Origin of the sequence: Novosphingobium bradum (genome assembly GCF_042646485.1) — a bacterium.
GTDB lineage: Bacteria > Pseudomonadota > Alphaproteobacteria > Sphingomonadales > Sphingomonadaceae > Novosphingobium > Novosphingobium bradum.
Window position 1 is genome coordinate 1 of the sequence record NZ_JBHRTQ010000004.1, and the last position, 12,696, is coordinate 12,696.

7 protein-coding genes are annotated in these 12,696 nt (G+C 70.7%); 1 reads left to right on the plus strand and 6 read right to left on the minus strand.

Annotated elements, in window-relative coordinates; all coding sequences use genetic code 11:
- Positions 1 to 45: 45 nt before the first annotated feature.
- From ACFOD9_RS03450 to ACFOD9_RS03475, 6 genes are all read right to left on the minus strand, one after another.
- Positions 46 to 2,325 (minus strand): putative bifunctional diguanylate cyclase/phosphodiesterase, encoded by a 2,280-nt coding sequence (locus ACFOD9_RS03450; protein ID WP_379508695.1) that lies wholly within the window; start codon positions 2,323 to 2,325, stop codon positions 46 to 48.
- A 128-nt stretch (positions 2,326 to 2,453) separates the two neighbouring features.
- Complete coding sequence (locus ACFOD9_RS03455; protein WP_379508696.1) at positions 2,454 to 6,668, minus strand: translocation/assembly module TamB domain-containing protein; 4,215 nt, start codon at positions 6,666 to 6,668, stop codon at positions 2,454 to 2,456.
- Positions 6,668 to 8,806 (minus strand): autotransporter assembly complex protein TamA, encoded by a 2,139-nt coding sequence (locus ACFOD9_RS03460; protein WP_379508697.1) that lies wholly within the window; start codon positions 8,804 to 8,806, stop codon positions 6,668 to 6,670. Before ACFOD9_RS03460 ends, ACFOD9_RS03455 begins: the two co-directional genes overlap by 1 nt.
- 58 nt (positions 8,807 to 8,864) lie before the next feature.
- Entirely contained in the window at positions 8,865 to 9,728 is an 864-nt protein-coding gene (locus ACFOD9_RS03465; protein ID WP_379508698.1) for an arginyltransferase, read from the minus strand.
- Between the two features lie 228 nt (positions 9,729 to 9,956).
- Positions 9,957 to 11,204: a threonine ammonia-lyase gene (locus ACFOD9_RS03470; RefSeq protein WP_379508699.1), complete on the minus strand. Its 1,248-nt coding sequence runs from the start codon at positions 11,202 to 11,204 to the stop codon at positions 9,957 to 9,959.
- A 42-nt stretch (positions 11,205 to 11,246) separates the two neighbouring features.
- Positions 11,247 to 11,630 carry a hypothetical protein gene (locus ACFOD9_RS03475; protein ID WP_379508700.1) on the minus strand — a complete coding sequence of 128 codons (384 nt, stop codon included), beginning with the start codon at positions 11,628 to 11,630 and terminating at the stop codon, positions 11,247 to 11,249.
- Positions 11,631 to 11,774: 144 nt separating this feature from the next.
- Between ACFOD9_RS03475 and ACFOD9_RS03480 the strand changes: the two genes are divergently transcribed.
- Positions 11,775 to 12,674 (plus strand): NAD(P)-dependent oxidoreductase, encoded by a 900-nt coding sequence (locus ACFOD9_RS03480; protein WP_379508701.1) that lies wholly within the window; start codon positions 11,775 to 11,777, stop codon positions 12,672 to 12,674.
- Positions 12,675 to 12,696: the final 22 nt, after the last annotated feature.

The window sequence follows — 12,696 nt, forward strand, 5'->3', positions numbered from 1 at the left end:
CTCATCGTCGCCGCCATCATCTGGTGGGCCAATTGAGTCCGGACCCTAGACCGCCATCCTGAGGTCCTGCACCCGGTCGGTCGCCAGCAGGGCGACGACCTGCTCTGGGGTCAGGGCGCGCCAATAGAGGTGGCCCTGGATCAGCTGGCAACCGGCGGCATGGACCAGCTGCTGCTGGAGCAGGGTCTCCACCCCCTCGGCCACTACCTTCATCCGCAAGGTGCGGCCCAGCGCGACGATTGCGCGCAGGATCGACTGGGCGTCGACATCGCTTTCGATGCCCTGGACGAAGGACCGGTCGATCTTGATCCGGTCGAACGGGAAGGCCCGCAGGTAGGCGAGCGAGGAATAGCCCGTGCCGAAATCATCGAGCGCGATGCGGAAGCCCATGTCCTGCAATTCGGTGATCAGCCCGATCACCCGCTCGGAATTGTCGAGCAGGACCCCCTCGGTGATCTCGAAGGCAAAGCGCGAGGGATCAACCTTCTCGTCGGCGATCATCGCCCGCAGGCCCGGCAGGAAATCGCGCGCCACCAGCTGGAGCGGCGAGAGGTTCACCGAAATCTCGGCATTGCCGAAATCGTGGCTGTCGGCGAACACCCGGCGCAGGACCCAATCGCCCAGTAGCGGCATCAGCCCGGCCTGTTCGGCCACCGGCACGAAGATTCCCGGCCCGATCTCGCCGCGATCGCGGTGGTGCCAGCGCAGCAGGGCTTCAAAGCTGGCAATCGAGCCATCGGCCACGTTGACGATCGGCTGGTAGACCATGGTCAGGTGATCGAGCGCGATCGCGCGGCGCAGTTCCACTTCCATGTCCAGGCGCCAGCGGATCGTGGCGTCCATGTCGTGGGTAAAGCGGCGATAGCGCGCGCGGCCGCGCTGCTTGGCGCGGAACAGGGCGATATCGGCGCTCCGCAGCAAGGCCTTGGGATCAAGGCCGTGGTCGGGCGCCCAGGCAATGCCGCAGGAGGCCGTAACCGGGACCGAATGGCCGAACACGGCGAAGGGCTCGGCAAAGACCCCCATCAGTTCATCGCCCAGCCGGTCGGCGGCATCCCGCCCGCCGGCCGCCGGCCGCATGAGCACGAATTCGTCGCTGGCCAGGCGGCCCAGCACGTCGGCCGGCCCCATCCGTTCGCGCACGCGGGCGATGATCTGGACCAGCAGGTCGTCACCGACATGGTGCCCGACGCTTTCGTTGATCGCCTTGAAATGATCGAGGTCGAAATATGCGAGCAGCACCTCGGGCTGCGCCGGCGGGTCCTCTCCGGAGGCCGGCACGGCCTCGCCCTCGATCGGCTGGAGCTGGTTGCGTAGCCGTTGCAGCACGTGGGCGCGATTGGGCAGGCCCAGCATCGGATCGTGCAGGGCGTGGTGATGGGCCTGGGCCTCGCTAGCGGCCAGTTCGCGCGCGACGCGCAGGGCCTGGCGGATCATCAGGGTGCCCAGCACCAGCACGCCCACGAAGAACAGCAGATAGACCGCCAGCAGCGGCATCGTGCGCTTGAGCACGATCGCTCCCACCGCATGGGGTTGCCAGCTCAGCCAGCCCAGAACGCGCCCATCCAGTCCACGAAGGGCCATGGCGTTGCGTTCGTCGCCGCCGGGGGCCACCTGGCTGAAACGCATATCGGGCAGCAGCACCGCAGCGCCGATCTCGCGCAGCATGGCCTCGTCGAGGAAGCGCAGTACCACGACATGGTTGGGTGTGCGCCGTAGCAAGGGCAGCGCGATGTCGGGGGTGATCGCCACCACGCTCATCAGCGCCGGCCGGCCGCGATGCCAGATGAACTCGCCGGCCCAGCGGGTAAGCGGACGGCCATGGGCATCGTAGGGCCACGGCCGGTCGGCCAGTTGGCGCCAACCCGCGATTGCGCCGTTGTAGGAACGATCGCCCGCCGGCGCCCCCACGATCCGCCGCACCGCCGGCGCGATCGGCTGGAAGGCCGCTGGCTCCGCCACCTGCCCGCCCCGCCAGCCGCGCAGTAGCGCGCCGTCCGGGCTGACGAGATACATCTCGTCGGCATCGATCACGTGCGACAGGAACTGGCCGAGATTGGTATCGGCCCAGGCCGGGTCGATCGGCGCGGCCCGGGCGCCCTGGCCCTGCCCGCCCGCCGCGCGCACGGCATCGTCCCAGGTGAGCTGCACGGTTTCGGTGGCGAGGAGGCGGCGGGTGTAATCGCGCAACTGGTTATCCACCAGCCGCCGTTCGTCGGCGCGGGTGGCATCGTCGGCCGCGGCGGTCGCCTGGAGGAAGCCCCCCACCAGCATGGCGGAAAAGACCGACAGGGCGACGAAGGTCACCAGGATCAGCCGGCGCATCCCGACTCCGGCACGGATCCAGCCCCGGACCACAGCCGAAAGCCTGTTTGCGAATGTCATGCGCGCCCGTTTGCGACCTTACCGGCGAAAATCTCGTTAATGCGGCAATCGCCTAAGCACGCAGGAAGTTAATAATCCTTTGAAATCTTGGCATCGATTCCCTGCCGCCCGATCGAGGAAATCGTGCCCAGCAGCGAAAGCCAGCGGGTCACCCGGTATTCGAGCTGGGTCGCGTTGTAGCCCTTCCCGTCCGACACGATCTCCACATAGATCCGCTGGCCGATGTTCTTGCCCACCGCGATCGAGGTTCCGCGCCCGAGCGCGGCGTCCGCGCCGACGATCCGCAGGCGATCGAGCCCGATCGCACTCCGCAGCTTGTTGATCGGATCCAGCCCGCCCCCGCCGCGCAACGAGGCCAGCGCCGCGCCGATCTGCACGGCCTCGGGCGCCGAAAGCTGGGTGATCGAGCTGCCGAACAGCAGGCGCGAGAGCAGCTCCTCCTCGGGCAGGGCCGGCACCGAGGAAAAGCGGATCTCCGGACGGTTCGACGTGCCGGTGACGGTCACGGTCGCGGTCAGCCCGGTCATGTCGGCGCTGGCGGCGATGTCGAGCCTGGGATCGGGCGGCGCATTGCCATCGAAGTGGATCGCGCCCCGGGTCAGCTCGAAGCGCTTGCCGGCAAAGTCGTAGCCGCCGCGCACCAGGTCGGCCCGGCCGGCGATCGCCGGGGCCGTGGTGGTTCCGCGCAAGCGCAGGTCGGCGCCCCATTCGCTGTCGAGCCCCAGCCCGCGCACCTGGATGCGGCTGCGCCCGCGCGCGTCGATCAGGTAGCGCCAGGGCGTGGCCGGCGCGCGGGCCGGGGCAATGTCGTAGGGCAGGTTGATCTCGCGGGTCGTCACGCCCGGCAGCGCGGCAGCCACCGAGGCGCGCCCCAGGGTCCAGCGCGCGCTGTCGATCGCGAGGCGCCCGGCGATGGTCCCGCCCTGGCCATCGGACAGGATGCGGATCGGCCCGGTCACCGTGGCCGCCATGTCATCGCGCGAGACGATCTCGGCCCCGCGCGCGGCGAGGCGCAGGTCGAGCGCCGGCCCGCGCCCGCCGCCCAAGCCGGCCAGGTCGATCTCGCCGCTCCCGCTCACCATCCCGCCATTGCGGGCGCGCCCGGCGAAGGTGGCGAGCTGGAGGCGCGAACCGGCAAAGCTGCCGCGCGCCGCGATCCCCCGGATATCGGTGCCGGTGAGCGCCGATTGCAGGCGCAGGTCGGTGCTGGCGAGCGTGCCGCGGATCTGCGGATCCCGGAGCGTGCCGGACACATCGGCGGCAAGGTCGAGCGGGCCGGTCAGGTCGAAGGTTTCCAGCGCGACCAGCCGCCACAGGGCATCGGCCGGGCCGGCATAGCGCAACTGGCCGGCGAGCGCGCCGGCCGCCAGCCGCTCGCCCAGTGAGCCCGCCGCCGGCAGCGCGTCGATCCGCCCCTGCAACCGGCCGCGCACGGCGGCGCCCTCGCGGATCAGGGCGCGCATTTCGAGGTCGCGCTCACCCAGCCGCGCCACCAGCGACAGGTCGACCGGCCGCGAGGTCAGCACCAGTCCCGAGCGCGACAGCCCCTTGATTTCCAGCCGGGCATCGGCGGCGGGTGCCGCGCCCTCGCGCTGGCGCCAGGCGACGGTGCCGGAAGCCTGGCCGGCCAGCCCGAGGTCGCCGGCATAGATATCGGCCAGGGCCAGCGGCAGGTCCGACAGGGCAAGGTCCAGCGTCGTGCCCGCGCCGAAGCTGCCCGAGGCAATGATCCGCCCTCCGGCGAAATCGACCTGCGCCGGCGCCAGCGACCAGCCCTGCGCCGTGCGGGACAGCACTGCCCGGCGCGGCATGGCGATGCGTTCCCCGGCAAAGGAGCCACTGGCCAGCAGGCGGTATTCGTCCGGGGCGATGTCGGCCACGAGTTGCAGGGCGAAGCGGCTGCCGCGCCGCCCGGCAAGGCTGGCGGTCACCTGCCCCTTGCCATCGGCCAGGGCGGCATTGGCGGCCAGCCGGCCGATGAACAGGCTCCCGCTCTGCACGCCCTCGGCAAAGCCATTGCCGCTCACCGTGGCATGGCCCTGCGCGAGGGTGCCGGCGGCATTGATCCGCGCCGCGCCGATCGCCAGCGGCGTATCGCCGCCGAAACGCGCATCCCTGACGGTCAGCGCCACGTCGAAGCCCTGCCCGCCGCCGCGCGGGGCAAGGCCGATGGTCCCGTCGACCCCGCCGCCGGCAAGCGCGAGCGTGCCCTGCGCCGCCCCGCCGACCAACACCAGCGTGCCGCTGACCGCGGTTTTCCAAACCGCCAGCTTTTCAACCTCGATCCGGGTTTGCCCGCCCGGCGGGGCGAACAGCCCCAATGTGCCCGCGAACGGCCCCAGCCGCGATTGGCCCGCGGTCTCGATCCGGAACCCCTGCGGGATCGGCGCAAGCGCCACGCGAACGTCCTTCAGCCCCGCCGCCGGGAGCGGGTGGGCAAAGACCAGCACGGCGCGGGGACCGTCGCCGGCCACCTGCGCCTGGACCGTGAACGGGCCATAGTCCGCATGGCGCCCGGTGCCGCCCAAGGTGATGGTCCCGTCGGGCAGCACCCGACCATCGATGCGAAGCGCCAGCTTGCTCGCCTCGATCGCCATGCGCTGCAACAGGAGCGGCTGGTTCCGGCCGATCGCGACATGGCCGGCAAACCGCAGGCCGGTGCCGGCCAGCGTGGTCAGGGTGGCATTGGTCACCCGCGCCATGCGCCCGCGCAGGTCTGCCTGGGCCAGCCACGGCACGGCGCCGAACCGGGCATCGAGCGTCAGGTCGGCGTCGGCCGCGCCGAGATTGGCAAGGGCCAGGTCGCGCGCCGCTACCGGGCCGGCCAGGCGATAGGCGCCGGTCCGCGTATCGCCGGACAGCACCAGCGCCGCGCCGAGGCCGGGAATGCCGATCTCCAGCGGATCGGACCAGACCCGCGTGCCCGCAACCCGGATCGTGCCGCGCGCATGGCCGCCCATCGCGGCCTTGCCCGGTGCCCGCCCGTCGATCAGGGCACTGCCGGTAACGACCCGCGCAGCGGTGAGGTTGAGCGGGAAGGTCCAGCGCTCGTTCGCCCGGGTCAGCGGCCCTTCCTGGACCAGCCGCTCGGCCCGCAGCCCGCCGGCCAGCAGACGATCGGCGGTGATCCGGTGATCGATCACGACCTCGCGGAAGGCGCCGTCGAGCGTGGCGCTGGCCCGCGCATTCTCTACCCTGAGGCCCGGCCCGAACAGGTCGGGATCGCGCAGGGCGAGGTCCAGCCGCACCTGGCGGAAGGCGTTGCGCGCCAGATCGATCGTGCCATTGCCGCCCAGCAGCGCGCCGCGCCCGCGCGCCGAGAACCGCCCCGAGAGCACCGAACTGGCGAGGGTCCCCTCGCCCGAAACGGCCACTTCCGGCCCGGCCGCCCGCGCGGCGATTGCGCCCAGGAACCCGTCGGGACGGACCGGGCCGCTGAAGCTGTAGCGCCCGCCGCGATTGGCCAGGGCAAGATCGGCCAGGACCAGCCCCGGCTGGCTGACCAGCCCCCGGCCGGTCCACGCGGCATAGCGCCCCGCCCCGTCGACGCGAACCGCGAGGCTGTCCTTCGCCCCGGCCAGGGTGGCGAGAAATCCGCCCCTGGGGGCGTTGACATCGACCTTCAGGGCAAAGCGGTCGCGCCTGGGCTCGCTGTCGAGCGTGCCCTGGAGCCGGTCCTGCCCGCCCAGCCGGCTGTCGAGCCTGAGGAACACCCGGCCCTTGCGGATATCGGCCCGGGCGCGCAGGTCGATCCGGCGCTGCTCGCCGAAGATGCCCTTGGCAACGGTCAGCCGGTCCAGCTGAAAGCGGTCCACCCGGATGTCGAAATCAGGCAGCAGCGGGGCATCGGGATCGCCGGGCCTCAGATGCGGCCCGCGATAGAGCAGCCCCTGCCGCAAGACCAGCTTTCGCACGTCGAGCCCGCTGGTGAACCAGCGCAGTGGCCGCCAGTCCAGCTCGACCACCGGCACCCGCAGGAACAGGCCATCGGGGTCGGAAAAGGTCACGTCGCGCAAGTAGGCCGCGCCCATCAGCGAGCCGTCGATCCGCCCGATCTCCACCCGCAGCCCGGATGCGGGCGCATAGCGGGCGATCCGGTCAACCACGAAGCGATGGCCGATCGGGCTTTCGAGCACCAGCAGGCCGATCGCCACCAGAGCGAGCAGGCCGGCCAGCGCCACCGCGATCCAGCGCAGCCAGCCATGGAGCCGCCCCCGCCGCGCCATGGCGGGGGCCGCCACCACATCGGCCGCCGGCGCCGCCGGTTCGGGCGCTTCGGGCATCAGAACGCCTGCCCCAGCGCCACGCTGACCGTCACCCGGCTGTCCCCCGGCCGGCGATTGAGCGGCGTGCCCAGATCAAGCCGGATCGGCCCGAACCCGGTCTTGTAGCGCAGGCCAAGGCCCGCCCCGTAGCGGATGTCCCTGAAGGTCGGCGTTACCGCGGCGGACACCGAGCCGGCATCGAGGAACGGCACCAGTTGCAGCGCCCCGCCCAGCAGCCCCGTGCTGATCCGCGCCTCGAGGCTGAATTCCGCCAGCGAGCGCCCGCCCGACGGCGCGTTGGCCGTGTCGCGCGGGCCGATCTCCTGGTAGCCATAGCCGCGCACCGAGCCGCCGCCGCCGGCATAGAAGCGCCGCGACGGCGCGATATTGGCAAGGTCCGTGCCGGGGATCGCCCCCAGCCGGGTCCGCGCCGCCAGCACCACCTTGCCGCCCACCGGCAGATAGGCCGAGGCATCGGCCTGGACGCGGGCATAGGTGACGCGCGGCCCGCCCTTCTGCCTGGAAACCTCGGGCGAAATCCGCAGCGAGGCGCGCCAGCCCCGGGTGGGATCGAGCAGGTCGTCCGAGCGGTCGAAGGCCCCGCGCACCGGCAAGGCGGTCACGAAATAGGTGTTGCGCGGCACCAACTGGCCCGAAACCGCGCTCTCGCGCTCCTGGGTCGCCACCACTTCCAGGCCGACCGACCAGACCCACGGCTTCTGGAACAAGAGCGTGGTGAGCTTCTCGAAGGTGGAGGTGAAGGCGATGGTCCGCGCGGTATAGGCATCGCGGTTGACCGTGTTGCCATAGAGATCGAGGGTCAGCACCTGGTCGCGCCCGTGGAAATTGTTCCAGCGCACGGTCGTGCCGACCAGCTGCTCCTTGGTGCCCGCCACGCCGCGCAGGCGCAACATCCCCTCGGGCGGGAAGAAGTTGCGGTGCTCCCAGCTCGCCTCCAGCCGCACCCCGTCGGCCGTGTCGTAGCCGGCCAGGCCCGCGATGGTCCGCAGCGGCCCGGGAACCAGGCCCACGTCCAGCGCCACTTCACCGGCCTGCCCCGGCGCGGGCGGCGCGGACAGCTCGCGCGGGGTCACCGTCACGCTGGAGACCAGCCCCGTCGCCAGGATCGCGCGCTTGAGATCCTCCTGGTCGGTGCGCTTGTAGATATCGCCGCGCTCGAACCGGGCGATGTCGGCCAGGTGGTGCGAGGAGAGGAACCGCGGGTTCTGGCTGACCACCGGGCCGAAGCGATACTTGCCCCCCGGCTCGACCGGGATCGTCAGGTCGCCCTCGGCGCGCTTGTGATCGACCAGCAGTTCAGGAGCGCCCAGATGCGCGAAGGCATGGCCGTTCTCGCCAAGCTGGACGTCAAGCTGGTCGCGCGCCGCCACGATCCGGTCATTGTCGAGCGGTTCGCCCGGCTGGAGCGGGAAGGCCTTGCGGAACAAGAGATAGTCCGGACCGGTGGCGGCCAGGTTCCCGAGGTCGATCGCGCCGAGGCGGAAGCGCTCGCCCGGCGCGATGTCGAAGCGCACCGCGGCATCCGCGCTGGTCTCCCCCGCCCCGGCGCCCGGCACGCGCGGATTGCCCACGGTCTGGGTCACCGTCGCATCATAATAGCCATAGATCCGCAGCAGGCGTTCGAGCAGGTCCTTGTCGGCCCGGGCGCGGGCGGAAACCTGCGCGATGGTATCCTTCTCGGTATCGTATTTCCGCAAGGCCGACAGCGCCCGGAACCGGTCGAGGAAGGCGCCTTGGCCGGGAAAGGCCTTGAAGGTCTGCGGGAAGACCAGCGTCAGATGGTTGCCCACCTTCACCTCCTCGCCGCGCACCCCGGCCTCGGGAGCCGGGAAGGCCTGCTGCTCCTCCTGCGCCAGGGCCGCGGCCACATCCGGCTCGACCGGTAGCGAGGCCAGCGCCGGCGGCGGCGCGAGGCTGTCGGGCCAAGGCACGGTGAGGCCAGGCAGGTCGGCCAGCGGGGCGACCGGAGCGGGCGTGGCCGGAGCATCCGGCGCCGCCGGCGCGCCGCGCGCCCAGGCTTCGGGATCGACCACCGCCGAATCGGGGATGAGGTCCTTCAGGTCCTGCTCGGGCGCGGCGCCGGCGCCCTGGGCGCGGCCGGGCACGGGCGCCAGCAGCACGAGGCCAAGCGCCAACCCCAGCGCCCGGCGCCGCGTGGAAACGGGTGCTGCCGCCACCCGGCCGGCGCGTGGTTCAGGCGAAGGCGCGATCGGCGTCGCCCACGGGCAGGTTGTCCTTGGTTCCGGCCGGGCTGGCGGCATCCATCGTGGGGCCGACGGCGCGGCCGGGGCCGGCAATGGCGGCGACGAGACGGTCCTGCTCGGCATCGGCAATGCGTTCCCAGCCCTGGCGGCCGAGACGTTCGAGCGGCCGGTAGCGAATCTTGTACTGCATCCGCTCGGACTGTTCGACCCAGTACCCGAGATAGACATAGGGCAGGCCCATCCGGGCTGCCCGCTGGATGTGGTCGAGAATGATGAAATTGCCAAGCCCCGAGCGCGTTTCATGCGTCGGATCGAAGAAACTGTAGACCATCGACAGGCCATCGCCCTGCCGGTCGGTCAGGCAGGCGCCGACCAGTCGGCCCGGGGTAAATCCATCGCCCGGCTCGCGGTATTCGGTCACCACGCTGGTGACCGGGGTATGTTCCACCATGTCGGCGAAATCGGTTTCGTCCATCTGGGCCATGCCGCCGCCGGGGTGGCGCGCGCCAAGATAGCGCTGGAGCAACTCGAACTGTTCGGCCGTGGACCAGGGCTGGCACTCGCTCACCTCAAGGTCGGCATTGCGCTTGAGATTGCGGCGCTGGGTGGGCGAGGCGCGGAATTCCGGCGCGATCACCCGGACCGACTGGCAGGCGGTGCAGCTCATGCACGAAGGGCGATAGGCGACCGTCTGGCTGCGGCGGAAGCCGATCCGGCTCAGCGCATCGTTGAGCGCATCGGCATGGGGACCTTTCAGCTCGGTGAAGACCTTGCGCTCCATCCGACCGGGCAGATAGGGGCACGGCGACGGCGTGGTGACGAAGAACCGCGGAAATCGGACAGGTGCTGTCACTTCGCCTGGCGTCCTTGCCATCCCGTGCGCGACCCGTTCGCGCCGTCGTTCCTGTGGTTATGCCGCCAGCGCCCGAAGGATGAAAGAGCCTTAACCACGAATTTCGCGGCTAATACGGATGGGCTTTGCCTCGAAAATGGGGCGGCACGGCGCAAGCGCCCCGCAAGCGTCCTGCAAGCGCCCCGCAGCGCCAAGGCAGGCCACCAGCCCGGCCCCGGCCGGACGCCCTCAGTTCACGTCGACCTGGCTCACGTCGTAGCCCTTGGCCCGCAGGGCGGCGACGAGGGCTTCGAGCTGCTCGCGATCGCGCGCCTCGCACTCGATGTCGGTGATCAGCCCCTTGGCCGGCAGGTGGGTGAAGATCCGCTGGTGCCAGATCTCGATGATGTTGATGTTGTGCTGGTTGAACTCTTCCATCACCTTGAACAGGGCGCCGGGGCGATCCTGCAAGGTCAGCCGCAGCCGGGCGAGGCGGCCCGAGCGGGCCAGGTCGCGCAGCAGCACATTGGCCAGCAGGCGCGTGTCGATGTTGCCACCCGACAGCACGATGCCGACTTTTCGGCCAGCGAACTTCTCGCGGTTGGCCAGGACCGCGGCGAGGCCCGCCGCGCCCGCGCCTTCGACCACGGTCTTCTCGATCTGGAGCAGCAGGGCGAGCGCGCTTTCCATCTCGCTCTCGCTCACCAGCAGGAAATCATCGAGCAGGGCGCCCAGCACCTGGCTGGTGAACTTGCCCGGCTCGAACACGGCGATGCCTTCGGCCAGGGTATCGCCCCCGATCGGGTGCCGGGTGCCGCGCAAGAGGTTGAACATCGAGGGGAACAGCTCTGCCTCGACGCCGACCAGCCGGATATCGGGCTTGAGCCCGCGCGCCGCGGTGCCCATGCCCGAGGCCAGCCCGCCGCCGCCCACCGGGATCACCAGGGTATCGATCTCAGGCACGTCCTCGAGCATTTCGAGCGCGACCGTGCCCTGGCCGGCAGCCACCGCCGGCTCGTCGAACGGGTGGACGAAGGCCAGCCCCAGCTCCTGCTCCAGCCGGCGGGCATGGGCCGAAGCCTCGTCGAAGGTCTCACCCTCGAGCACGACCGTGCCGCCCACGGATTCTGTCTGCATCACCTTCACCATCGGCGTGGTGCGCGGCATGACGATGGTGACGGGCACGCCCAGCCGCCGGCCGTGGTAAGACAGCCCTTGCGCGTGATTGCCGGCCGAGGCGGCGATCACCCCGCGCGAACGCTGGTCTTCGGGCAGGAGCAGCAGGGCGTTGAGCGCGCCGCGCTCCTTGTAGGCGGCGGTGAACTGGTGGTTCTCGAACTTGATCCAGATGTCGCAGCCGGCAATGTCGGACAGGGTCCGGCTGTGCATGGTCGGCGTGTGGACCACCTTGCCGGCAATCCGCTCCGCCGCCGCGCGGACATCGGCGAGCGTCAGGAGCGAGGTGGCCTGGACGGCCTGATTGGCGAACTTCTGCATGATGGCCGCGCCCTACTGGAAAGCGCGCGGGTTGTCGAACCGCTATTCGGCGGGGGCCACGGCGGCACCGCCCCGGCGCCAGCGCGCGAGCACTGCGGCGATGCCGGTCACCACCACGATTGCGGCCGTATCGGCCACCCAGTCGCGGATGTCGCAATCGCGGTGGAGCAAGGGGACCGACTGGGCGACCTCGATCAGCGCGCCGAGGAACGAGAGCCGCTCCACCACCCGCAGTCGTTCCGCGCGCGGCCAGCCCAGCGCCGCCAGGGCGGCCAGCGTGGCGAAGCCGAGGATGTGGTTCACCTTGTCGCCAAAGCGGTCGGTGGGCAGGTGCGGCGGCTGGGGCATCAGCGCCAGCACGCAGGCGCCCACCATGGCAGCCCAGAACAGCAGGCGGGCGATGCGCTCGAATCGGGCCGATGTCATGGCGCCCCGATAGCCGCCCGGCCCCGGCCCGCATAGGTCTTCGCCCGCAAGGTTGCTTCGCCTCGCGCCGATGTTCTGGTTCCAGTGCGCTCTGGTCCCAATGCACTCTGGTCAACGCCGCCGGAGCGGCTAAACAACGCAGTCATGACCCAGCCTCGCAATGTCAGCTTCCTCGGCCTCGGCGTGATGGGCGCCCCGATCGCCCGCCATCTCGCCAATGCCGGCCACCGCCTCACCGTCTACAACCGCTCGCAGGGCCGGCTCGATGCCTGGCTCGAAGCCAACCAGGGGCTGTCGGTCCGCGTGGCGAAAAGCCCGGCCGAAGCCGCCGAGGGCGCCGACGTGGTGCTGACCTGCGTTGGCAACGACGATGACCTGTCCGATGTGGTGCTTGGCCCGGCCGGCGTGTTCACCAGGCTCAAGCGCGGCGGCCTGTTCATCGATCACACCACGGCCTCGGCCCGCATCGCCCGGCAGATCTACGTCGAGGCGCGCGACAAGGAGATCCTCTGCGTCGATGCGCCGATGACCGGGAGCCAGATCGGCGCGGAACAGGGCACGCTCACCGTGATGTGCGGCGGCCGGCCCGAAGCCATGGCCGCGGCCGAGCCGATCTTCGCCGCCTATACCCGCCGGGTCGTCCACATCGGCAAGCCGGGCTATGGCCAGCTTGCCAAGATGGTCAACCAGATCTCCATCGCCGGGGTTGTCGCCGGGCTGTCGGAGGCCGTGCGCTTCGCCCAGGCCAGCCACCTCGACATGGACAAGGTCTACGAGGCGATCTCGGGCGGCGCGGCGCAATCGTGGCAGATGGACAACCGCTGGAAGACCATGGCCGAAGGCGCGTTCGATTTCGGCTTCGCGGTGGACTGGATGCGAAAGGACCTGGGCCTGGCGATGGACGAAGGGCGGGGGCTGGGCGTCTCGCTGCCGATCACCGCGCTGGTCAACCAGTTCTACGCCGAGGTTCAGGCGATCGGTGGCGGCCGGCAGGATACCAGCGCGCTGGTCCGCCGCCTGCCGCTGCCGGGCAAGACGAAGTAAGCCCGGCGCAAACGTGATCGCC

What these genes read in the sequence shown, in the direction of transcription:
- ACFOD9_RS03450 (WP_379508695.1), bottom strand. Translation starts at nt 2,325, where the DNA reads ATGCGCCGGCTGATCCTGGTGACCTTCGTCGCCCTGTCGGTCTTTTCC.
- ACFOD9_RS03455 (WP_379508696.1), bottom strand. Translation starts at nt 6,668, where the DNA reads ATGCCCGAAGCGCCCGAACCGGCGGCGCCGGCGGCCGATGTGGTGGCG.
- ACFOD9_RS03470 (WP_379508699.1), bottom strand. Translation starts at nt 11,204, where the DNA reads ATGCAGAAGTTCGCCAATCAGGCCGTCCAGGCCACCTCGCTCCTGACG.
- ACFOD9_RS03475 (WP_379508700.1), bottom strand. Translation starts at nt 11,630, where the DNA reads ATGACATCGGCCCGATTCGAGCGCATCGCCCGCCTGCTGTTCTGGGCT.
- ACFOD9_RS03480 (WP_379508701.1), top strand. Translation starts at nt 11,775, where the DNA reads ATGACCCAGCCTCGCAATGTCAGCTTCCTCGGCCTCGGCGTGATGGGC.